The sequence below is a fragment of the Kribbella qitaiheensis genome, assembly GCF_042657745.1.
Taxonomy (GTDB): Bacteria; Actinomycetota; Actinomycetes; order Propionibacteriales; family Kribbellaceae; genus Kribbella; species Kribbella qitaiheensis.
In genome coordinates this window covers 78,170-99,720 of the sequence record NZ_JBHSKE010000080.1, presented here as the reverse complement: position 1 = coordinate 99,720, position 21,551 = coordinate 78,170, and the positions used below count along the sequence as shown (strand labels likewise).

Here is a 21,551-nt window from a genome sequence, read left to right as displayed (position 1 = left end):
AAGCCGCCAGTAGCCGTAGACCCCGCCAGCCGCGCCCCTCAGAGGGCACGCTGGCTTTGCGAGTGGGTGTCAGCCGGTCTTTGCGAGGAGGTTGAGCTGGGCCTTTGTCACCTGCTTCGCCAAGGCGGGCTCGTCTACGGTGATGACGGTGTCGTGTTCGACTACGGGCCGTCCGTTCACGAGGAGGAGTTCTAGCGGCGGTGGGGTGCCGAGGACCAGGGCGGCTACTGGGTCGGCGATGCCTGCGTGCGCGAGGGTGTCGATTCGCCAGAGTGCGAGGTCGGCGAGCTTACCCACCTCCACCGAGCCGATCTCGTCGTCACGGCCCAGGATGCGGGCACCGTCGAGCGTCGCCATCTCCAGCGCAGCACGGACGTCGAGCGCCCGCGGACCACCCCGGGCACGGGCGAACAGCAAGGCATGGCGCAGCTCCTCGACCAGACTGCCGGCTTCGTTGCTGGCGGCACCATCCACGCCGAGGCCGACGGGACTACCCGCCGCCCGGAGATCCGCGACCCGCGCGATCCCGGCGCCGAGGCGAGCGTTGGAGCTCGGGCAGTGCGCGACACCGGTCGCCGTCTGGCCCAGCTGCTTGATCTCCGCGTCGTCGAAGTGGATGCCATGCGCGAACCACACGTCCGGACCAGTCCAGCCGAGGCGGGCGGCGTACTCCAACGGGGTGCAGTCGAACTTCTCGTGGCACCAGTCCGCCTCGTCGGTAGTCTCGGCCAGGTGGGTGTGCAGCCTGACGCCCTTGCGACGGGCCAGTTCGGCGGCCTCCTGCATCAGTTCGCCGGTGACGGTGAACGGCGAGCAGGGCCCGACCACGATCCGCAGCATCGACCCGGGAGCCGGATCGTGCCAGCGGTCGATCGCGGCCTCGGTCGCGGCCAGGATCTCGTCGCGGTCCTCGACTACCGAGTCCGGCGGCAGTCCGCCGTCCTTCTCGCTGAGATCCATCGAGCCGCGCGCGGGGTGGAACCGCAGTCCCACCTCCGCGGCGGCGAGGATCTCCGCCCCGAGCAGATCCTTCGCCGCCCGCGGGAAGAGATAGTGGTGATCGGCCGCCGTGGTACAGCCTGTGCGGGCGAGCCGGGCCAGCGCGGCCTGTGCGGCAACGTGAACGCACTCCTCATCGATGCCGGCCCACACCGGGTAGAGCGTGGTCAACCAGCCGAACAGCGTGGAGTCGGCTGCGAGCCCACGGGTCGCCCACTGGAACAGATGCTCATGGGTGTTGACGAAGCCGGGCGTGAGCAGACACCCACGTCCGTCGATCACCCGCGCTCCCTCGTACGGCGGGGCGGGTCCGGCACCGACGGCGACGATGCGGTTGCCGTCGGCAACGACATGTCCGGTGGCGAGCTCGCGGCGCTCCCGGTCGAGCGTGACCACGGCCGCTCCGTCGATCACGATACGGGCTGTGCTCATCGGACCACCGTCCTGCTCCTCACGGAAAGGCGGCCGATGCCACCCCAGTGAGGTCAGTCAACTCCGCCGGTCGAGGGGCCGTAACCGGCAGGAGACACGAACTTCAGCCCGTCCTGGCACTGCGGGTTGGAGGTTCCTCCTAGCGTGTGTCTGCCGCGCGACACGGCAGACACACCCCGTGTCAGCAGAAGCCCGGGACACCGTGCCAGGCGCTGCCCGGATCGCTGGCGTCGTCACGGACGACGGTCGCCTCGATGAGTCCGTACGGCCGGTCCGCGGCGATGAAGACCTCGCCCGGGTTCTCCACGCCGAAGGGGCTCAGGTCCACCAGGAAGTGGTGCTTGTTCGGCGCCGAGAACTTGATCTCCGCGACCTCGGGGTGCTGCTGGAGCACCGCCTCGCCCATCCCGTAGAGCGTCTGCTGAAGGGCGTAGCTGTGGATCCGGGCGAACTGCTCGAGCAGCAGGCCCTTGATCTCGTCGTACGACTTGTCCCAGTCGACCTCGGTATGGTCGTAGCGCCAGCGGGCGACCAGGGACGTCGCGAGCACGCGGTCGTCCGTCTCCGGCAGCGTCGTGTACTTGTCCTTGAGGAAGCCGTGGAACTCCGAACCGGTGGACTTGAGCACAGTGAGGTCGTGGACGCCGGAAACGACGTGCGCCTTGCGCTCCGCGCCGCGCCCGTCGACGTTGACGACCGTCGTCCGGATGCCGCTGCCGGCCCGGACGAAGGAGTGGTCGTGGCCCGCGCCGTCGACGCTGATCCGCTCCCACGGATACTCCTCGATCTCGATCCGCGCGCCGTCGGCCGCCGGAGCGGAGTCGATGAAGTGACCGCCCAGCGTGAGTGCGAAGTCCTCGATCGCGCCGATGCCCTTCTCCTTGGCGAAGGCGAACGCGGTGTTCTTCTGGGTGTCGGTCGGCAGCACGTCGCGCTGGTCGCCGGTCGTGTGCGCGTCCTCGAACCGTCCCCGCAGGGCGGACGACACGTTCAGGTCGCGGATCTGGTGGCGGGGCGTGTCGCGGTAGATGCGGACGACCCGGCTCTCGGCCTTGCCGTACTGATTGGCTCCCAGGTGGATCGCCATGGGATCAGCTCCCTCGGTAGGTGGAAAAGGCGAACGGACTGAGCAGCAGTGGAACGTGGTAGTGCCGCTCGTCGGTGATCGTGAAGGTCACGGTGACCTCGGGGAAGAAGATGCTCTGGCCGGACGCGGCCGCGTAGGCGGCGACGTCGAAGCGGAGCTGGTAGGTGCCGGCCTCGAGTCCAGGCTCCCACTTGGTGATCCGGCCGTCCTCGTCCGTGGCGCCCTCCGTGAGGAGGACGGTCTGGTCGGCCGTGATCCGGGACAGCCGGACCGGGACACCGTGAGCGGGTATCCCGAGCCCGGTGTCGAGAACGTGCGTGCTGACTGAGCTCATGCCCGCGCCTCCTTGTCAGCCGCGTCCCGCTCGACGACTTTGGCGAGGCGGAGCAAGGCGATCTTGCGCAGTTCGTCCCGTACGACGGTGGCCTCGGCGGCTTCGTCATGGGTGAGCCGTTCGCGCAGGCTGGTGAGCATCTCCTGTGCTGACAGGCCGGTGGCGCAGATCAGGAACACCCGCCCGAAACGCTGCTCGTACTCGCGATTGCCCGCCGCGAGTGCCGCCCTGGTCTCGGAGTCGTCGCCGACTCCCGCCTGTTCGTTGCGCGACCAAGCGGCCTCGGTGGCGGCACCTTCCGGCCGGTCCCCGATGCGCGGGTGGGCTGCCAGTGCCTGGTCGACCTCTTTGTCGTCCAGCTCCCGCACGCCACCGTCCGCGGCCTGGGTCAGCGCCACCACATCGCCGTACGGGCGTCCGGCGAGGATGCCGTCGACCCAGCGGGGGACGTCGCAGCAGGCCGCCAGCATCGGACGTAGCCGGCCGGCCGGAGCGGAGTTGAACTCCTGCAGATCCACGGATCACACCTTCTCGAATCCCGAAATCGAATTTCCGTATGACGAGAGGGTGGCATGAGCCCGGCACTCCGTCAACAGTTTGTTGAATTTTGCTGGCCGGCGCTACAGGCGAGAGTCAGTCGCGAGCCCGGTTGAGGTAGTTGTAGACCGTGAACCTGGTGACACCGAGCGCCTCGGCGACGATCTCCGCCGACTTGCGGTAGTCGAACGCACCCTTGGCCTCGAGCAGCAGCACCGCCCGCTGCTTGTCAGTACGCGCCAACTCGCGCAACGGCCCACCGAGCTCCTCGGCGACCTCCTCGAGCAGCGCATTCACACCACCCTCGCCACCGGCCGGAGCCTTGCGGGGAAGGCGGACGGCCGCCACCCGCTTCCCTTCCCAGACCAGCGGTACGTCGTCGGCGCGCGCCTCGTCGGGAGCCACCACCTCCGCGTTCAGCCGCTCCACCAGCGGCGAGATCGCCACGACGAGTGGATGCGCGTGCTCAGTCATCGCTGCGCACCTGCAAGGTCACTCGGCTGGCGCCGTGCGCGAACGCGGTCTCCAACACCCCTGTCAGTGCAGGCAGCAGCAACTCCTGCTCGCCGCGCACGAGCGTGCCCAGCGGCCCGAAGTCGCACTCCAGGCCGGCCTCCTCGGCCACGCGCAGCGCCTCAGTGGCGTGGGCGGGCGGCTGCCCCTCGACCTCGAAGGGCTCCGTCGTGAATTCCGCTACCAATCGCATGTCGCGAGGCTAGCCGCCGCCACCGGGAACGGTCACGACCGCAGCGGACGGCGGGCCAACTTCGCCAGCCCGGCGGCATCCACGCCGATCAGCTTGTCGAGCTCCGCCAGCTCGACGGCACCACACTCCACTCCACGCAGCAGGTAGCCGGCCAGGGCGGCGGCTGTTGCCGGCTCGTCGAGGTACCCCGACTCCCCCTTGCCGACATAGGCGCGCAGCCGAGCACCAGCGGAGTCCAGACCCTCGCGGTAGAACAGGTACGTCGCAACGAATCGGCTCGGCAACTGGGCCGGATGCATGTCCCAGCCCTGGTAGATGCCGCGGGCAAGCGAACGCCGTACCAGTCGCAGGTGGAGACGCCAGGCTGCGTGCACGGCGTCGCGTTCGCCGACCGGAAGAACGTTGGTGGAGCCGTCGGAGACGAAGACTCCCGTGCCCGCCGCAGCCAGCTGCATCACGTCCTTGGCGTGATCGGCAACGGGGTGATCCATGCTCTGGTACGCCGCGGCGACCCCTAGCGAAGCCGAGTAGTCGTAGGTCCCGTAGTGCAGACCGGTGACGCGCCCCGCGCCCGCCCTGATCATCCGAGCCACCAGAGCGGTGCCGTCGGCGCCGAGGATCGCCTGGGGCGTCTCGATCTGGATCTCGAACTTCAGCGAGCCCGTGGGCGCCGCATGCGCCTGCTCGATCGCCGACAGCACGAGCATCATCGCCTCGACCTGCTCGACCGAGGTCACCTTCGCGAGCGTGACGACGAATCCATCCGTCAGCGCCCCGGCGCCTGAGAGCTCGCGGACGAAGAGATCGAGCGTGCGGACGCCGCGCCGACGGGTCGGCGCCTCCAGAGACTTGATCCGAAGGCCGTGGTACGGCGGGGCCGCGCCGGCCTTGACCGTCTCGGCCAGCGAACGGGCGGCATCGAGCGCAGCCGCGTCCTCCTGCTCGTCAGGCCTGGTTCCGTAGCCGTCCTCGAAATCGATGCGCAGGTCCTCGATCGGCTCGCGGTCGAGTTTTGCGCGAACCCGCTCATACACCTCGACCGCCAGGCCGGCCGGCAACTCCAGCGCATCAGCCAGTTCCGCCGCGGACGCGCCGTACTGGCCGAGCGCGGCCTTGGCCTCCTCGGCCCATTCGCGCACCGTGCCGGCGTTGTACTGGTCGGCCGGAACGTAGACAGTGTGGACTGGTTGCCGGATTCCGCGATCGCCCGGGTAGAACGCGGCCAGCGCCGCGTCGGCATCGGCCAACCGCCGATCCAGCTCGTCGACGAGAGCATCGAGCTCACTCATGACCGAACCCACCTTCTTCAGATTTCGTATTGCGGATACTAATATCTACTCTGCGGAAGCTGCAACGGCGTCCTATTCCGGGATCTGGCGCTAAACTTCCGTCATCCGGAAGTACCGACCAGAGTGAGGCCCCAGTGGCGGAAGAGAACAGCGGCAAGGGCCGTTCCGGCAGCGTCCAGTCCATCGGGCGGGCCTTCGGGCTGCTCGAGACGATGGCCGACGCGGGCGGCATGATGGGCCTGTCCCAGCTGGCCACCGCCTCAGGTCTGCCGCTGCCGACGATCCACCGACTCGTCCGCACGCTCGTGGACCTCGGCTACGTGCGCCAGGAGCCGTCGCGGCAGTACGTCCTCGGCCCCAAGCTGATCCGGCTCGGCGAGAGCTCCTCCGACATGCTGAGCGTCTGGGCTCGCCCCCACCTGGCCCGGCTGGTCGACGAGCTCGGTGAATCGGCCAACATGGCGATGCTCGACGGCGACCAGATCGTGTACCTCGCGCAGGTCCCCTCCCGCCACTCGATGCGGATGTTCACCGAGGTGGGGCGCCGGGTGCTCCCCCACTGCACAGCTGTGGGCAAGGCGATCTTCTCCCAGCTGCGGGAGGCCGAGGTGCGCGAACTGCTGCAGCGCACGGGCATGCCGAAGCACACCGAGAACACCATCACCGACCCGGACGCCTTCATGGCCCAGGTGCGCACCACCCAGGAGCAGGGTTACGCCATCGACGAGGGCGAGCAGGAGGTCGGCGTCCGCTGCGTCGCGGTGCCCGTACCCGACGTACCGTCCCGGCTGGCGATGTCGATCTCGGGTCCCGCCGGCCGCATGACCGAGGAACTGGTCGAACGCGCGGTCCCTCTGCTCACCCAGGCCGGCAAGGCCCTCTCCGAAGACCTGCGATAACCGGCGTTCGTCCTTCACCGACTAGCTGGAAGCACACAGGCTGGTTCCTCCTAGCCGTCGCCGCCCGCTGAATCAGGTTCAGGAGGTGAGCGGCCGCGGCGTCCCGCGAGTCAACCTGGCCGTCAGTTTCTCGGCGAAGTCGTTGGGCAGCGACAGCCGGAAGACCTTGGACCAGGCGGACGCGACCTGCTTCGGGAGCGGGCCGGTGGTGTAGGTGAGGCCGTACTCCTCGAAGATCGCCTGCACCTGGGGCGCGATCTCCTGGTAGCGGTTGCTCGGCAGATCGGGGAAGAGGTGGTGCTCGATCTGGTACGACAGGTTGCCGGTCATGAGGTGCATGGCCCGCCCGCCGCTGATGTTGGCGGAGCCGAGCATCTGGCGCAGGTACCACTCCCCGCGCGTCTCGCCCTCGATCGAGCGCCGCTCGAAGGTCTGCACGCCTTCGGGGAAGTGACCGCACATGATGACGGAGTGGGCCCACACGTTGCGGACCACGTTGGCGGTCGCGTTGGCGGCGAGGGTGTGCAGGAACGACGGACCGGACAGCAGCGGGTGGACGACGTAGTCCTTGGTCATCTGGCCGCGGATCTTCTTCAGCACCTGCCGGGCGCGGGCCTTGAACTCGGGGTCCTTGCGCCGTTTCTTCGTCGCCAGGTTCTTGCCGAGCTCGAGGTCGTACGCCGCGATGCCGTACTCGAAGAAGCAGGCGTTGATGAAGTTCCACAGCGGCTGCGCGAGGTAGAGCGGGTACCAGCGCTGGTCCTCGTCGACGCGCATGATGCCGTAGCCGAGGTCGTTGTCCTTGCCGACCACGTTCGTATAGTTGTGATGCAGCTCGTTGTGCGAGTGCTTCCACTGCTCCGACGGCGAGGCGTGGTCCCACTCCCACTTCGTCGAGTGGATCTTGGGATCACGCATCCAGTCCCACTGGCCGTGCATCACGTTGTGGCCGATCTCCATATTCTCGAGGATCTTGGCCACCGAGAGACCCGCCGTACCGATCAGCCAGGCCGGCGGGAACAGCGACAACAGCAGCACGGCACGGCTGGAGAGCTCCAGCTTCCGTTGCACGTTGATGACCTTGCGGATGTATGCCGCGTCGGACGCCCCGCGGGCGGCGACGATGTCGGCGCGGATCGCGTCGAGCCGGCGGCCGATCTCCTCGATGTCGTCGGGAGTCAGGTGACCGATGGGGTTGTCGGCCTTCTTCTGCAGCACAGTCACAGGGGTCCTTCTCCTACCAGTCGATGTCGCAGGCTCACAGGTCGATGTCGCAGGCACCGGCCGCGGCCGAGATGCAGGTCTGGATGAGTACGCCGTCGCCGGGAGCGGCGGTGGTGACGTCCCCGGAGCGCAGGTCGCGCACCGAGCCCGAGCGCAGCGGCAGCACGCACGAGAAGCAGATGCCCATCCGGCAGCCGGAAGGCATCAGTACTCCGTTCTGCTCGCCCGCATCGAGGATCGGGGTCGTGCCGTCGAGCTCGACAGAGACTCCCGCACCGGTGAACCGGACGGTGCCACCCTCGCCAGGCTCGGCGAGCGCGGTCCGGAACCGCTCGGTGTGCAGGCGGTCGGGAAGGTCGAGGTCAGCCCACTGCTCCTCGAGTGCGTCGAGGAGACCGGCCGGCCCACAGGCCCAGGTCTCCCGCTCAGCCAGGTCGGGCACGAGAGCCGCCAGCTCCGCAACGTCGAGCCGGCCGCGAGTGTCGGTGTGCTGCTCCACCAGCCGGAGCCGGCCCTCGCGCGCGAACGCGCGCAGCTCGGCACCGAAGATCACGTCTTCGGCGGAGGCCTCGGAGTGCACGAGGACGACATCGCCGAGCCGGTCGAGGCCGGACCGCAGCATGCCCATCACGGGCGTGATGCCGCTGCCGCCGGTGACGAAGAGGACCTTGCCGGGGGCCTGGTCCGGAAGGACGAAGTCGCCGACCGCCTGATCGAGATGCACCAACTGACCGGGGCGCAACTCCTGCGCGAGGTGGGCGCTGACCAGGCCGTCCGGGACCGCCTTCGCCGTGATGGTGAGGAGCTCGCTCCCCGGAGCGGACGTCAGCGAGTACGAGCGCCACAGCCGTACGCCGTCGATGTCGAGGCCGATCCGGACGTACTGGCCGGGCTGGTGGCCGCGCCAGGCGGCGCCGGGTCGCAGTACGACGGTGACCGCGTCGGCGGTCTCGGGGTGCACCTCGACGACCCGGGCACGGAGGTCGGCGCCGGCCCGCAGCGGGCGGAACATGTCGAGATAGTCGGCCGGATCGAGCGGATGGGTGGCGGCGGCCGCGACCTGCCAGACCCGGTCGCGCAGCCGGCTACGAAGAGTCGCCGGAGCGTCTTGGTCTGACGCGAAGGTGGTCATGCTGTCCAGCATCCTCGACACGAGGTGTAGTTTCATGACCAGCAGCGGTGAATCTGTCACGCGTATTTGTTCGGAGGGAACAATCTTGTCCGACGCTGATCCCACCCGCCACGCCAGCCGGACGGCTCGAGGGGCCGCCGAGCTGGAGCTCGGTGAGGCCGCGATCGAGCTGTTGCGCTCCCGCCTCCCGGAGATCGCCGGGAACACCGTGACCGCGATCATCGCCGAGGTCCCCGGCTACACCAACGCGCTGGCCGGACCAATGGGAGCCAAGATCGAAGGGGCCGTCCAGCTCGCCCTCGGTGGATTCCTCCGCCTGACCGGCAGCGGCGACCCCGGGTCTCCGCTCGCTCCCGCACTCGAGGGTGCCTATGTCCTGGGCCGCGGCGAAGCACGCAGCGGCCGAAGCATGGACGCGTTGCTCGCCGCCTACCGGGTCGGCGCCCGGGTGGCCTGGCGCGAACTGTCCCGCACCGTTGTGGAGGCCGGTCTCGCGGCTGAGACTTTGGCCAAGTTCGCCGAGCTGGTCTTCGCCTACATCGACGAGTTGTCCGCGGCCAGCGTGTCCGGGCACACCGACGAGCTCGCGACCACGGGCCGGGTCCGGGAGCGCTACCTCCAGGAGTTAGGCCGAGGACTCTTGCTGGGCGACCCTGCGGATCAGTTGGCCGGCCGGGCGGAACTCGCCGACTGGGAGCCGCCCCGCACTTTGACGGCGGTGATCCTGCCGAGCGCCCACGTGCGCGGGATTCTCGGCGCCCTGGATCCACGGACGCTACGGCCCGAGGACGACCTCACCGAACTCGGCGACGTCGACGAGGACCCGGCCGAGGTAGCGGTATTGCTCGTCCCCGACGCCGATGGATCCGCGCGGCCGGCTCTCCTGCGGAACCTGCGCGGGTATCAGGCGTGGGTTGGCCCGACCCAGCCGTGGACGGCCGTGCGCACGTCGTACCTGCGGGCCCTCCGCGCGCGGCAGCTCCAGCTGACCGCCGAACCCGACGCGCCGGTCGACACCGAGCGCCACCTGACCACCTTCGTCGTGACGTCCGACGCCGCGGCCCTCGACGATCTCCGCCGGCAGGTGCTCGCGCCGTTCGAAGCACTCCGTCCCGCCACCGCCGAGCGGCTGGCCGAGACCCTGCGCGAATGGCTGCTCCACCTCGGCCGGCGCGACGAGGTCGCTGCGGCACTGCACGTCCATCCGCAGACCGTGCGGTACCGGATGGGCCAGCTCCGCGACCTCTACGGCGCCCGCCTCGACGACCCGCAGACCGTCCTGGACCTCACGATCGCCTTGGCGGTCAAGCCGTCGCCGCCCGGCTGAACGCGCCTAACCGCGGGCCACCACGCGGCTGAGCCTCACATCGGCAGCCGGGCCTCCAGGGCGGCGATCAGCTGCGGGCGGAGTTCTTCGGGGCGGATCACGGCGTCCACCGAGCCGACCGCGACAGCCCGCTGGATGCTGTGCACCCGGTCGAACTCGGAGGCCACCTCGCCCAGCTTCTCCGCCCGGACCGCCGACCGTACTTCGGCCAGCTCGTTGGCCAGGGCGGCCCGCTCGGCGCCATCGGCCTCGGCCATCCGGGCCGACACCGCCGTGACCCGGGGGTCAGCCGACGTCCGGTTGTTCACCTCGCCGGCGAACACCACCGCCGCCGCGGGCGCGCCACCGATCACCGAGGCGAACGATCCTTCCACCGCGAGGACGGTCATCCGGTCGTTCAGCGCCTTCGAGAACACCACGAACGCGCCGCCGTGGTACCGCGACACCACGCAGAACACGATCGAGCCCTCGAAGTTCACGATCGCCCGGCCGATCTCCGCGCCGTACTCGAGCTGGAGGTTGCGCATCGAGTCCGGCGAACCGTCGAACCCGGACAGGTTCGCCAGCACCACCAGCGGACGGTTGCCGCTGGCCCCGTTGATCGCGCGGGCCACCTTCTTCGACGACCGGGGGAACAACGTGCCGGCCGTGTAGACGTCCGGCCCGTCGGTCGGCGGGAAGCCGCGCCGCGGTACCGGCTTGGACTCGATCCCGACCAGACACACCGACAGTCCGCCCAGCCGGGTGTCGGCCACGACCGCGGTCTCCGCGTCGGCCATCCCCGCCCAGCGCTCCAGCAGCGGGTGGTCCTGGTCGGCCACGGCGCGCATCAGGGTGCGGATGTCGAACGCCTTCTTGCGATCCGGGTTCGTCGCGGCGGAGAAGATCTCCCCGACCGTGCTGAACCCGCCGTCCACCGGGTCGTGCGGGTACGACGTGACGTCGCGGTCGTGCGGGTCGGTGGACGGCGCCCGGCGCGGGCCGGTCTCCCCCGGTACGACGTAGGTGTGGTCGTAGTGCGCGAGCAGGATGTCGCGGGCTCCGGCCAGGTCGGGCGCCCAGTACTGCGCCTGCCCGTTCGGGCCCATCACCCGGTCGTAGCCGCCGATGCCGTGGTTGTCCTCGGCCGAGACACCGCCGGAGAAGTCCAGGGACTGCTTGCCGGTCAGCACCATCGCCGAGTCCGGCGTCATCACCAGGATGCCCTTGGTGTGCATCAGCATCGTCGCCTCGGCGTTCCAGTACGGCTGGGCGCCGACGTTGATGCCCGCGACGACGATGTTGATCTCGCCACCGGCCTGGGTGAACTCGACGATCCGCTTCAGCGCCTTCGCGACCCAGTCCATGTTCTCGGTACCGGAGTCCATCGAGATCCGGGCACCGGCCGAGACCGCGAACCACTCGACCGGGACGCCCAGCCTCTCGGCCAGGTCGAGGGCGCCGATGATCCGCGCGCACTCCGCTTCGGCGACGGCGCCGAGCGCCTTGGTCGGGTCGCCGCTCAGCACCACCCGGGAGACGCCTTCGGGGTGCCGGCGGGTCGGCGTACTGATCACGCCGGCGATCAGGCCGGCCTTGTTCAGCCCGCGCGGCCGCTCGACCGGGACCAGCGTGCCGGTGTCGTCCAGGTCGTACTCGACCCAGCTGCCGCCCGCACCCGCGACCATCCCCGCCACCTCATAGGGATAGACAGTGTTGCGCCGACGGGCGCGGAGGACCTTCTGGGCATAGTCGTCGAGCGGCTTGAGTCGTTCGGTCGCGGGTCGCTCCACCGCCGCGATGACACCCGCGCCGGGTTGGTAGTAGAACCGGCCGACGGCCGGGAACGGGTTGCCGTTCGAGCCGATCACGCGGCCCGTGACGACGACCTCCTCGATCCCGGCTCCGGCCGTCAACGGCGCGATGTTGCGCTGCAGCGCGGTGAGCTCGGCGACCTGCGCGTCGACCACCGGCCAGATCGTCACCCAGACGTGGTTCATCTCCAGCCGGGCTCCAGCAGCGCCGCGCGCCGTCCGCGCCCGGCGGATGCCTTCCAGGCAGTTCGCGATCGCCCGCTCGACGTGCGGCAGCGAGGTGACCTTGCCGTCCTCGTCGCGCACGACGGCGAACTGCCGGACCTGGGCCAGCGCCACCAGCCGCTCGTCCGCCTCGTTGTCGCGGGCGACGCAGTGGTAGAGGAGAACGTCCTCGGGCGCGTCCAGCCGGGTGATCCGGAAGTCGTGCAGCCGCCACAGGTTGAGCCGTCGCCCGACCATCGGGTGTACTCCGCGCACGTTGTCGTCCTCGACCACGCCTTCGGCCGACGGGCGGTAGGTGAAGTACCAGACCTCGCGGCCACCACCCGGGGCCACGGCGACCGCGACCCGGCGTACGCGCTGCATGAACGGCAGCGCCGCGACGATCTCGCGCAGGCGGTCGGACGCCTCCTGCTGGGTCGCGGGGGTCTGCGGCCACGACAGGTACAGATCGGTGACCGCCTCGTGGCCGGCCGGGCGGGCGTCGATCTCGGCGGTAAGGTCGCGGACCAGCGCGCTGCTGGGATCGGCCAACTCGTCGACGGTCCCGATCGTGCTGACCAGGTGCGTCGGGCGCTTGTCCAGCGTGTAGTCGGCCGCGGTGAACGCGCGGCCGCTCACGGTCGCGTTGCGCAGGTCGTGGAGCTCGTACTCGAGGTAGTGGCGGCGGACCAGCACCTCCAGCATCGGCTCGGTGCCGTTGACGCCGCGCTCGAGCCGCTCGGCGAGGAACCGCACGATCTGCTCCGGGATCGTCGCCAGCGCCTCCACCCGCGCGACGTGGTCTGGCGCGTCCGGATCCAGCGCAAGTGCCGCCAGTTCGTCGCTGACGCCGGACAGTACTTCGGCCCGCGCCTGGTCCACCAGCGGCTGGTCGAACCAGCGGAACCGCACGCTGCGGGCCAGGTCGCCGATCACCGGGAAGCGCAGCTGGGTAGCGAGCACCAGGTGGTCGAGCACCGCATGCGCCTCGGCGTCCAGCGGCGGCTCGGGCATCGGCTCGGCCAGCCACTGCTGCAGCAGGGACGTCATCAGCAGTACGTCGGGAGACGTGCGCTGCTGGGCCAGGAAGATCCGGAACACCGCGTCGGTCAGCTCGTCGCTGCGCTCCAGCCCGGTGACGCCGTAGTGGCCGAGCACCCGCGCCAGCCGGTCGCAGAACTCCGCCGGCAGCCCGGCGCGCTCGGCGTCCAGGGTTTGCAGGTAGGTGTGGAAGTGCTCCTTCGGGCTGTGCACCCGCAGCTCGGTGTTCAGGTCCTCGCCGGCCGGCCGGTTGCGGCTCAGCTCGGCTAAGTCGGCGAACAGCCGCAGTACGCCGATCTCCTCCGCGACCGGAGGCTCGGCCAGCTCCGCGCGGGCGGCGAGGTAGCCGGTCAGCGTCCGGCCCTCGTCGCGCGGATCGATGTCGAACCCGAGCAGCATGCTGCGCAGGTCGTCCAGCCCGCGGGCCGCGCGCTCCGCCGCGGTCGGCGGGGCCGCCGGCTCGGGCAGCTCCAGCTCGACGCCCTCGGACGCCTCGACCTCGACGTCGGCGTCACCGACCGGCTCCAACCGGACCAGCGGTGCGCCGGTCTCGACCTGGCTACCGGTCGACACCGGCAGCTCGCGCACGATCGCCTTGAACGGCGCGTACAAGACCGTCTCCATCTTCATGCTCTCGAGGACCAGCACCGGCGCCCCGGCCTCCACCTCGGCACCCGCCGCGACCGGAGTCGCGACCACCAGGGCCGGGCTCGGGGCACGCAGTACGCCGCCCTCGTCGCGGCTGACCCGGTGGGTGACACCGTCGACCTCGACGAGGTGCACCGGACCGTGCGTCGCGGTGACCAGCCGGAACCGGCGGCCCGCGACCTCCAGCCGCGCGTCGTACGCGTCCAGCCGGTCGAGCTCTGCGTCGAGGTACTGCAGCTCGTCGCCGGCGCCCACACCCACCCGGTACCGCTGCCGCCCGATCCTCGCGACACTCACCTTGTACGCCGCGCCGCGCAGCTTCAACGCGATGGCCCGGCCGACCTCGTGCTGGACCTGGGGGCGGCCGCCACGGGCCGTCTCCAGCAGCCGCTGCCGTTCGACCTGCTCGGCCTCCTCGTAAGCCTCGATCGCCGCCGCCACCAGGGCGATGCCGGAGTGCCGGCGCGAGACCAGGCGTCCCTCACCGCGGACCCGGTCGATCCAGCCGGTGTCGGCGCTCCCGTCGATCACCTCCGGCTGGTCCAGCAGGTCGAGCACGAAGCTCTTGTTGGTCGCGCCGCCCTCCAGGACAACGGTCGTGTCGGCCACCGCGCGGCGCAACCGGCCGAGCGCCTCGTCACGGGTCCGGCCGTACGCGATGATCTTGGCGATCATCGAGTCGAAGTCTGCCGGGATCGTGTCACCCTCGCTGACCCCCGTGTCCACCCGTACGCCGGGGCCGGAGGGCAACCGCAGCCGCGCGATCCGTCCGGGCGACGGCGCGAACTCGCGGTCCGGGTCCTCCGCGTTCAGCCGGGCCTCGACGGCGTGGCCGTGCTCGGCGGGCTGCGGGCCCTCGAGCCGGCCGCCGGCGGCCACGTGCAGCTGCGCCTTGACCAGGTCGACCTCGGTGGTCAGCTCGGTGATCGGATGCTCGACCTGGAGGCGGGTGTTCACCTCGAGGAAGGCGAACAGCTTGTCCCCCGGGTGGTACAGGAACTCGACCGTGCCGGCGCCGCGGTAGCCGACGGCCAGCGCAAGCCGCTCCGCGGACGCCTTCAGCTCGGCGGCCTGGTCCGGCGCGAGCACCGGCGAGGCCGACTCCTCGATCACCTTCTGGTTGCGACGCTGCACCGAGCAGTCCCGCACGCCCAGCGCCCACGCCGTGCCCTGACCGTCAGCGATCACCTGGACCTCGACGTGCCGGGCGCCGGTGACTAGGCGCTCCAGGAAGACCACGCCGCTGCCGAACGCGCGGGCCGCCTCGTCGCTGGTCCGCTGGTAGACCTCGCGCAGCTCGTCGTCGTCGCGGACCACCCGGATGCCGCGGCCACCGCCGCCCGCGGTCGCCTTCAGCATCACCGGGTAGCCGATCTCGCCCGCCGACACGAGCGCCGCGTCCAGGGACTCGACCGCGCCGCGGCTCCACGGCGCGACCGGTACGCCGACCTCCTCGGCGATCAGCTTCGAGCCGATCTTGTCGCCGAGCTTGCGCATCGCCTCCGCGCTCGGCCCGATGAACGTCACGCCGATCCGCTCGCACAGCTCCGCGAACGCCGGGTCCTCGGCGACGAACCCCCAGCCGACCCAGGCGGCGTCCGCCTTCGTCTCGGTCAGCGCCTGCTCGAGCTTCGCGTGGTCGAGGTACGGGCGGTCGGCGGCCGGGCCGAGCGGGTAGGCCAGGTCGGCCTCGCGCACGAACGTCGCCGCACGCTCCGCATCGGTGTACAAGGCGACCGTCTCGATCTGGCTCCCCGTCTCGGCGTTGAGCTCGCGGACCGCGTTGATCAGCCGCATCGCGGCCTCTCCCCGGTTGACGATGGCGATGCGGTTGAACACCGGGCGGCACTCCTGTCGTTGACGAGTCTGTTACCGCACACATTCCCAGGCAGCCGGGCCTACCGTCGAGTCGGGCCCTCAGATCGGGCCCAGCACGGTCCCCCGACCCGGCTGCGGGCGGCTAGTTCTGGCCGTTGGAGACGTAGATCGTCACCAGGGAGCCCTCGGGGGCGCCATCGCGGCTGCGCGGGTCGGTGTAGGCCACGCTGCCCTCGGCCTCCGGGGAGTCCACCGGCTCGTCGGAGATGACGACGTCGAACCCGGCCTGCCGGAGTACGTTGGCGGCCTCGTCCGGGCTCTTGCCGCTGACCGGCGGGAGCTCAGCCGCGTCACCCTTGACCACGCGGTTGCTCGGAGGGACGAAGCGGCGCAGCGGCATACCGTCCAGGGCCTTCTCCATCGCGGTCTGCCACAGCGGACCCGCAGTACCGGAACCGGTGGGGTCAGAGATGTCCTTGCCGTCCAGGGTGTGGCCGTACATCAGGTTGGTGTACGGAAGGTTCGCGTCGGCGACCACTGCCGCCGCTGCCAGGTTCGGTGCGTACCCCGCGAACCAGACGGCACGGTTGTCCTGGATGGTGCCGGTCTTGCCGGCCAGGTCCCAGCGGCCGAAGTTGAGTCGACCACCGGTGCCGCCGGGCTCCATCACGGCGCTGAGCACCCGGTTGACCCCGTCGGCGACCTCCGGTGCGATGGCCTGCCGGCAGTCGATGCTGGGTGTCCTGATGGGTTTGCGGGTCTTGTCCAGCAGCGTGGTGACGACGACGGGCGAACAGTACTTGCCCCGCGCCGCGAACGTCGCATAGGCGTTCGAGAGCATCAACGGCGTCACGTAGCCGACGCCCAGCGTGAAGGACACCACCTGGTCGAGCGGCTGGAGGGTCTGCGCGTTGTACATGCCCAGGTCGGCGGCGATCGTGGCCGGCGCGCACAGGCCGGTCCGCTGGGACAGCTGCAGGAAGTAGGTGTTCGTCGAGTACCTGGCCGCCTCTACCATGGTCAGGTTGCCGCTGCGGGTCGAGTTCTGCGGACTGTAGTCCGGGTCCCGCGTGAAGCCGGTGCAGGTCCGGAACTTCTTCCCGCTGAGGTTGATCTGGGCCGGCGAGTTGATCCGGTAGGTCAGCGGCAGGCCTTTCTGGATCGCGGCGGCGAGCACGAACGCCTTCATCGTCGACCCGTTCTGGAACCCGCCGTAGCCACCCGCGTAGGACTTCTCGACGTTGTAGTTGTACGCCGTCTGGTTCTTGCCGTTCCCGTGCGGCTTGCTCTGCACCATCGCCTTGACCAGCCCGGTACCGGGCTCGACCACGGTGATGGCCGCGATGGCGGTGTCGGTGGTCTTGCTGTGCTCCTTGATCGACGCCTGCGCGGCCCTCTGGATCCTCGGGTCCAGCGACGTCTTCACGGTGAGGCCGCCGGTCTTCAGGAAGTGGTCCCGGTCCTTGGGCGTGCGGCCCAGGGCTGGGTTGTCCAGCAGCTTGGAGACGACGTAGTCGCAGTAGAACGGATAGCGGGAGCTGGCGCAGCCGTTGCGGACCTTCAGGATCTTCTTCTCGTCGATCACCGGCGCCTTGATCGCGTCGTTGGCCTGCTTCGCGGTGATCACGCCCAGCTCCTGCATCCTGCGGAGCACTACGTCGCGACGATCCTTGGAGCGCTTGAGGTTGTTCGTCGGGTCATAGCCGGTCGGGTTCTTCACCAGCCCGGCCAGCAGCGCGGCCTGCGGGAGCGTGAGTTTCTTGGCGGTGGTCCTGAAGTAGTGCTGGGCGGCGGCCTGTACGCCGTACGAGCCGTCGCCGAAGTTCGCCAGGTTCAGGTACCGCTCGAGGATCTGGTCCTTGGAGAACTCCTTCTCGAAGGCGACCGCGTAGCGCAGCTCGGTCAGCTTGCGCTGGTAGGTCACCTCCGTGGCGGCCTGGCGCTGCTCGGCGGTCTGCGCCTTCTCGATCAGGCTCATCTTCACGTACTGCTGGGTGATGCTCGAACCACCCTGCTGCACCGAGCCGCCGGACTGGTTCCGGATCAGCGCGCGCAGGGTGCCTTTCGCGTCCAGCGCGCCGTGGTCGTAGAAGCGCGAGTCCTCGATCGCCACGATCGCCTTGCGCATGATCGGGCTGATCTGGCTCAGCGGTACCGGGACGCGGTTCTGCTCGTACAGGGTGGCGATCAAGCTGCCGTCGGACGCGAGGATCCTGCTCCGCACCGCCGGCGGCTCAGTCTCCAGCTCCTGCGGCAGACTCTCGACCGACTCCGAGGCCTTCTTGGTGCCGAACTCGGCCAGCCCGGCGAAGGGAACCACCAGTCCGGCGGCCAGGGCGCCGGCCAGCACGCTCACGCCGAAGAACTTGTTCAACGACCGAACGCTGGCGCGAAAGCCCTGCCCGCCCCCACCCATACCTCCAGGCTACGCCGCCGAGGCCGTTCCGGTCGGGGCTCGACGGAATGGACTTGTGAGTCCATTTTTCACTGGTCCGGCCTGGCGCTGTCAGGCTGGATCCGTAAGCTCGCAGCGGAAGTAGAGGATTCCGGCAGCCTCCTTCCAGACCGGGCGGTCGCCGACGGGCTCGGCCATCCGGGTGATGGGGAGGCCGGCCGCCACCAGGGTGTTCACGTACGTCGACAGGGTCCGGTGGTACGAGACGCGCGGCAGGATCTCCCAGCGGGTCACGCTGTTGTAGGGACCTTCCTCGAAGTAGCGGCCGGTGATCCGCCTGGTGAAGCCGTCGACGTGATCGACCAGTTCCCCGTGGGCCGGCGGTTTGTAGCACGGGTGCACGATCGACGCCACGAACCACCCGCCAGGCACCAGGATCCGCACGATCGACCGCACCGCCGGCTCCAGCTCGGGGATGTCCATCAGCGCCATGTGGCACACGACTCCGTCGAACGACGCGTCGGGAAGTCCACGGAGATCGTGAGCATCCCCGTGGACGTACTCGATCCCGCGAGGAGTGTCCTGCTCGAGCCTGCGCGCGTGGGCGAGGAGCGACTCCGAGGCATCGATCCCCACCACCTCGGCCCCGAGATCAGCCAGCCGCCGCGCATCCCGCCCCTGCCCGCACGCCACCGCGGCGACCCGCTGCCCCCGCACGTCCCCCACCAGCCCGTCGAACGTCGGATCCTCCAGACCAGCCCCCTCGGGATCTACCGTGCCGTGGTACACGTCGGCCAGCTGTTCATATTCGCTCGTGAGGTTGCTCATATTCCTACCAACGGCCCCGCTCCCGCCGAAGTTTCCTGACGAGAACGGTTGCCGACGGCACGTATGCGCTCGGGCCGGATCAGTACCGAACCGGCGACAGCCAGGTCCACTGCGAGTGGACCTGGCTGTCGTGTCCAGGCCCGCCGACCTGAACGGGGTGGATCAGGCGAGGTCGTAGCGGTCGAGCTCCATCACCTTTGTCCAGGCGGCGACGAAGTCCCGGACGAACTTCTCCTTGGCGTCGTCGCTGGCGTAGACCTCGGCGACGGCGCGCAGCTCGGAGTTGGAGCCGAAGACCAGGTCGACGCGGCTGCCGGTCCACTTGACCGCGCCACTGGCGTCACGGCCCTCGAAGGTCTCCGCGTCCTCCGACGTCGGCTTCCACGTCGTGCCCAGGTCGAGCAGGTTCGCGAAGAAGTCGTTCGTCAGCGACCCGGGCGTCGAGGTGAGGACGCCCAGCGACGACTGCTGGAAGTTCGCGCCCAGGACCCGCAGGCCGCCCACCAGGACGGTCAGCTCGGGCGCGCTCAGGGTCAGCAGGTTCGCGCGGTCGATCAGCAGGTATTCCGCCGGCAGCCGGTTGCCCTTGCCGAGGTAGTTCCGGAACCCGTCGGCCACCGGCTCGAGCGGGGCGAAGGAGTCGGCGTCCGTCTGCTCCTGCGACGCGTCTGTGCGCCCCGGAGTGAAGGGCACCTGTACGTCGAAGCCGGCCGTCTTGGCTGCCTGCTCCACGGCAGCCCCGCCAGCAAGCACGATGAGGTCGGCGAGCGAGATCTTCTTGCTCCCGGAGCTGTTGAAGGACTCCTGGATTCCCTCCAGCGTGCGCAGCACCTGCGCCAGGGCGTCCGGCTCGTTGACCTCCCAGCCCGACTGCGGCTCGAGGCGGATGCGGGCACCGTTCGCCCCACCGCGCTTGTCGCTGCCCCGGAACGTCGAGGCCGACGCCCAGGCGGTGGCGACGAGCTGCGAAACCGACAGACCCGAGTCCAGGACCTGACCCTTGAGCGCGGCGACGTCCTCGGCCCCGACCAGTTCGTGGTCGACCGCGGGCACCGGGTCCTGCCAGATCAGCGTCTCCTGCGGGACCAGCGGTCCGAGGTAGCGCTGGATCGGGCCCATGTCGCGGTGCGTCAGCTTGTACCAGGCCCGCGCGAACGCGTCCGCGAACTGGTCCGGGTTCTCCAGGAAGCGCCGCGAGATCTGCTCGTAGATCGGGTCGACCCGCAGCGCCAGGTCGGTCGTCAGCATCGTCGGCGGGCGGGTCAGCGAGCCGTCCTCGGGGTCCGGGACGGTGTTGGCCGAGGCGCCGTCCTTCGGCTGCCACTGGTGCGCGCCGGCCGGGCTCTTGGTCAGCTCCCACTCGTGGCCGAAGAGGTTCTCGAAGAAGCTGTTGCTCCACCGCGTCGGCGTGGCCGTCCAGGTGACCTCGAGGCCGCTGGTGATCGCGTCCCGGCCCTTGCCGGTGCCGAAGCTGTTCTTCCAGCCGAGGCCCTGCTCCTCGAGCGGGGCGCCCTCGGGCTCGGGCCCGACGTACTGCTCCGGGTCGGCCGCACCGTGGGTCTTGCCGAACGTGTGCCCACCGGCGATCAGCGCGACGGTCTCCTCGTCGTTCATCGCCATCCGGCCGAAGGTCTCGCGGATGTCGCGCGCCGAGGCGAGCGGGTCGGGGTGGCCGTTCGGGCCTTCCGGGTTCACGTAGATGAGACCCATCTGTACCGCGGCCAGCGGGTTCTCGAGCTCCCGGTCACCGGTGTAGCGCTCGTCGCCGAGCCAGGTGGTCTCGGGGCCCCAGTAGACGTCCTCGTCGGGCTCCCAGACGTCCGGGCGGCCACCGGCGAAGCCGAAGGTCTTGAAGCCCATCGTCTCCAGGGCGCGGTTGCCCGTGAAGATCATCAGGTCGGCCCACGAGATCGAGGCGCCGTACTTCTTCTTCACCGGCCACAGCAGCCGGCGCGCCTTGTCGAGGTTGCCGTTGTCCGGCCAGCTGTTCAGCGGGGCGAAGCGCTGCATGCCGGCGCCCGCGCCGCCGCGGCCGTCGTGGATGCGGTAGGTGCCCGCGCTGTGCCAGGCCATCCGGATCATGAACGGCCCGTAGTGGCCGAAGTCCGCGGGCCACCAGTCCTGCGACGTGGTCAGTACCTCGTCGACATCGCGGGCCAGGGCGTCGAGGTCGACAGTGCCGAAGGCGGCCGCGTAGTCGAACTCCTCCCCCATCGGGTTCGCCACCGCGGGGTGCTTGCGAAGGATCTTCAGGTTGAGCTGGTTCGGCCACCACTCACGGTTGCTGCCACCCTCGGTCGGGTGCTTGAAATGCCCACCCGCGACCGGGCACTGGGCCTCGCTCTCCTCATTCATCTCTCCAACAACGGCGTCAGGCTTGTCAGACACGGGAAAACCTTCCGGAGACTAGGGGGTACTCAAGAACTGGATGCGGTGGAGCAGTCGGGGCAGCGGCCCCAGTAGACGACCTCGGCCTCGTCGATCGCGAAGCCGTGGTCGTCGGAGGCGGTCAGGCAGGGCGCGGAGCCGTGGGCACAGTCCACGTCGGCGATGGCACCGCAGGACCGGCACACGACGTGGTGGTGGTTGTCGCCGACCCGCGACTCGTACCGCGCCACGGACCCCGTCGGCTGGATGCGCCGCACCAGACTCGCCGCGGTCAGCGCGCGGAGTACGTCGTAGACAGCCTGGTGGGAGACCTCGCCGAGATCCTCGCGCACGGCGCCGATGATCGAGTCCGTGTCGGCGTGCGGACGGTCGTGCACCGCGGCGAGCACGGCCACCCGGGGCCGGGTGACCCGCAGTTCGGCCCCTCGCAACATGCGCTCGTACTCCGACGGTGTTGGCACGTCCCGGAG

Annotated in this window: 16 protein-coding genes; 2 read left to right on the top strand and 14 right to left on the bottom strand. The window is 69.8% G+C overall.

All coding sequences use genetic code 11. From position 1 onward, the window contains the following. Positions 1-69: 69 nt before the first annotated feature. The 7 genes from ACFPJ1_RS42060 to ACFPJ1_RS42030 all read right to left on the bottom strand — a co-directional run bounded on the left by ACFPJ1_RS42060 (position 70) and on the right by ACFPJ1_RS42030 (position 5,384). Positions 70-1,431 (bottom strand): 8-oxoguanine deaminase, encoded by a 1,362-nt coding sequence (locus ACFPJ1_RS42060; RefSeq protein WP_380112022.1) that lies wholly within the window; start codon positions 1,429-1,431, stop codon positions 70-72. 181 nt (positions 1,432-1,612) lie between these two features. Next, complete coding sequence (gene pucL, locus ACFPJ1_RS42055) at positions 1,613-2,518, bottom strand: factor-independent urate hydroxylase (RefSeq protein ID WP_380112021.1); 906 nt, start codon at positions 2,516-2,518, stop codon at positions 1,613-1,615. Between the two features lie 4 nt (positions 2,519-2,522). Beyond that, on the bottom strand, positions 2,523-2,852 hold the full coding sequence (gene uraH / locus ACFPJ1_RS42050) for a hydroxyisourate hydrolase (protein WP_380112020.1): 330 nt from the start codon (positions 2,850-2,852) through the stop codon (positions 2,523-2,525). After that, positions 2,849-3,370 carry a 2-oxo-4-hydroxy-4-carboxy-5-ureidoimidazoline decarboxylase gene (uraD, locus tag ACFPJ1_RS42045; protein ID WP_380112019.1) on the bottom strand — a complete coding sequence of 174 codons (522 nt, stop codon included), beginning with the start codon at positions 3,368-3,370 and terminating at the stop codon, positions 2,849-2,851. The genes uraH and uraD overlap by 4 nt, the downstream gene beginning before the upstream one ends. A gap of 115 nt (positions 3,371-3,485) precedes the next feature. Further along, positions 3,486-3,863, bottom strand: coding sequence for a helix-turn-helix domain-containing protein (locus ACFPJ1_RS42040; protein ID WP_380112018.1), 378 nt, complete (start codon positions 3,861-3,863; stop codon positions 3,486-3,488). Next, the gene (locus ACFPJ1_RS42035; RefSeq protein WP_380112017.1) at positions 3,856-4,095 is read right to left on the bottom strand and encodes a thiamine-binding protein; all 240 of its coding nucleotides are present in this window, start codon (positions 4,093-4,095) and stop codon (positions 3,856-3,858) included. The genes ACFPJ1_RS42040 and ACFPJ1_RS42035 overlap by 8 nt, the downstream gene beginning before the upstream one ends. A gap of 32 nt (positions 4,096-4,127) precedes the next feature. Then, positions 4,128-5,384, bottom strand: coding sequence for a DUF6986 family protein (locus ACFPJ1_RS42030; protein ID WP_380112016.1), 1,257 nt, complete (start codon positions 5,382-5,384; stop codon positions 4,128-4,130). A gap of 134 nt (positions 5,385-5,518) precedes the next feature. Between ACFPJ1_RS42030 and ACFPJ1_RS42025 the strand changes: the two genes are divergently transcribed. Continuing rightward, a complete protein-coding gene (locus ACFPJ1_RS42025) occupies positions 5,519-6,283 on the top strand; it encodes an IclR family transcriptional regulator (RefSeq protein WP_380112015.1) in 765 nt (254 codons plus the stop codon). A gap of 78 nt (positions 6,284-6,361) precedes the next feature. On the opposite strand, the gene ACFPJ1_RS42020 is transcribed toward ACFPJ1_RS42025, so the two are convergent. Together ACFPJ1_RS42020 and ACFPJ1_RS42015 are read right to left on the bottom strand one after the other, a co-directional pair. Continuing rightward, entirely contained in the window at positions 6,362-7,507 is a 1,146-nt protein-coding gene (locus ACFPJ1_RS42020) for a fatty acid desaturase family protein (protein WP_380112014.1), read from the bottom strand. 34 nt (positions 7,508-7,541) lie between these two features. Beyond that, the gene (locus tag ACFPJ1_RS42015) at positions 7,542-8,639 is read right to left on the bottom strand and encodes a ferredoxin reductase (protein WP_380112012.1); all 1,098 of its coding nucleotides are present in this window, start codon (positions 8,637-8,639) and stop codon (positions 7,542-7,544) included. Positions 8,640-8,724: 85 nt separating this feature from the next. Here ACFPJ1_RS42015 and ACFPJ1_RS42010 point away from each other — a divergent pair, with 85 nt between their 5' ends. Continuing rightward, entirely contained in the window at positions 8,725-9,966 is a 1,242-nt protein-coding gene (locus ACFPJ1_RS42010; RefSeq protein ID WP_380112011.1) for a PucR family transcriptional regulator, read from the top strand. A 35-nt stretch (positions 9,967-10,001) separates the two neighbouring features. On the opposite strand, the gene ACFPJ1_RS42005 is transcribed toward ACFPJ1_RS42010, so the two are convergent. The 5 genes from ACFPJ1_RS42005 to ACFPJ1_RS41985 form a co-directional block, all read right to left on the bottom strand. Then, positions 10,002-15,491, bottom strand: a complete 5,490-nt coding sequence (locus ACFPJ1_RS42005; RefSeq protein ID WP_380112010.1) for an ATP-binding protein — start codon at positions 15,489-15,491, stop codon at positions 10,002-10,004. Positions 15,492-15,612: 121 nt separating this feature from the next. Continuing rightward, positions 15,613-17,844 (bottom strand): penicillin-binding protein, encoded by a 2,232-nt coding sequence (locus tag ACFPJ1_RS42000; protein WP_380112009.1) that lies wholly within the window; start codon positions 17,842-17,844, stop codon positions 15,613-15,615. Between the two features lie 132 nt (positions 17,845-17,976). Further along, positions 17,977-18,693: a class I SAM-dependent methyltransferase gene (locus ACFPJ1_RS41995; RefSeq protein WP_380112008.1), complete on the bottom strand. Its 717-nt coding sequence runs from the start codon at positions 18,691-18,693 to the stop codon at positions 17,977-17,979. Between the two features lie 162 nt (positions 18,694-18,855). Continuing rightward, on the bottom strand, positions 18,856-21,048 hold the full coding sequence (gene katG, locus ACFPJ1_RS41990; protein WP_380112233.1) for a catalase/peroxidase HPI: 2,193 nt from the start codon (positions 21,046-21,048) through the stop codon (positions 18,856-18,858). A 62-nt stretch (positions 21,049-21,110) separates the two neighbouring features. After that, positions 21,111-21,515 (bottom strand): Fur family transcriptional regulator, encoded by a 405-nt coding sequence (locus tag ACFPJ1_RS41985; RefSeq protein ID WP_380112232.1) that lies wholly within the window; start codon positions 21,513-21,515, stop codon positions 21,111-21,113. Positions 21,516-21,551: the final 36 nt, after the last annotated feature.

Coding starts and splice junctions, on each gene's coding strand:
- ACFPJ1_RS42060 (WP_380112022.1), bottom strand. CDS start 1,431: ATGAGCACAGCCCGTATCGTGATCGACGGAGCGGCCGTGGTCACGCTC.
- pucL (WP_380112021.1), bottom strand. CDS start 2,518: ATGGCGATCCACCTGGGAGCCAATCAGTACGGCAAGGCCGAGAGCCGG.
- uraH (WP_380112020.1), bottom strand. CDS start 2,852: ATGAGCTCAGTCAGCACGCACGTTCTCGACACCGGGCTCGGGATACCC.
- ACFPJ1_RS42040 (WP_380112018.1), bottom strand. CDS start 3,863: ATGACTGAGCACGCGCATCCACTCGTCGTGGCGATCTCGCCGCTGGTG.
- ACFPJ1_RS42035 (WP_380112017.1), bottom strand. CDS start 4,095: ATGCGATTGGTAGCGGAATTCACGACGGAGCCCTTCGAGGTCGAGGGG.
- ACFPJ1_RS42030 (WP_380112016.1), bottom strand. CDS start 5,384: ATGAGTGAGCTCGATGCTCTCGTCGACGAGCTGGATCGGCGGTTGGCC.
- ACFPJ1_RS42015 (WP_380112012.1), bottom strand. CDS start 8,639: ATGACCACCTTCGCGTCAGACCAAGACGCTCCGGCGACTCTTCGTAGC.
- ACFPJ1_RS41995 (WP_380112008.1), bottom strand. CDS start 18,693: ATGAGCAACCTCACGAGCGAATATGAACAGCTGGCCGACGTGTACCAC.
- katG (WP_380112233.1), bottom strand. CDS start 21,048: ATGAATGAGGAGAGCGAGGCCCAGTGCCCGGTCGCGGGTGGGCATTTC.
- ACFPJ1_RS41985 (WP_380112232.1), bottom strand. CDS start 21,515: ATGTTGCGAGGGGCCGAACTGCGGGTCACCCGGCCCCGGGTGGCCGTG.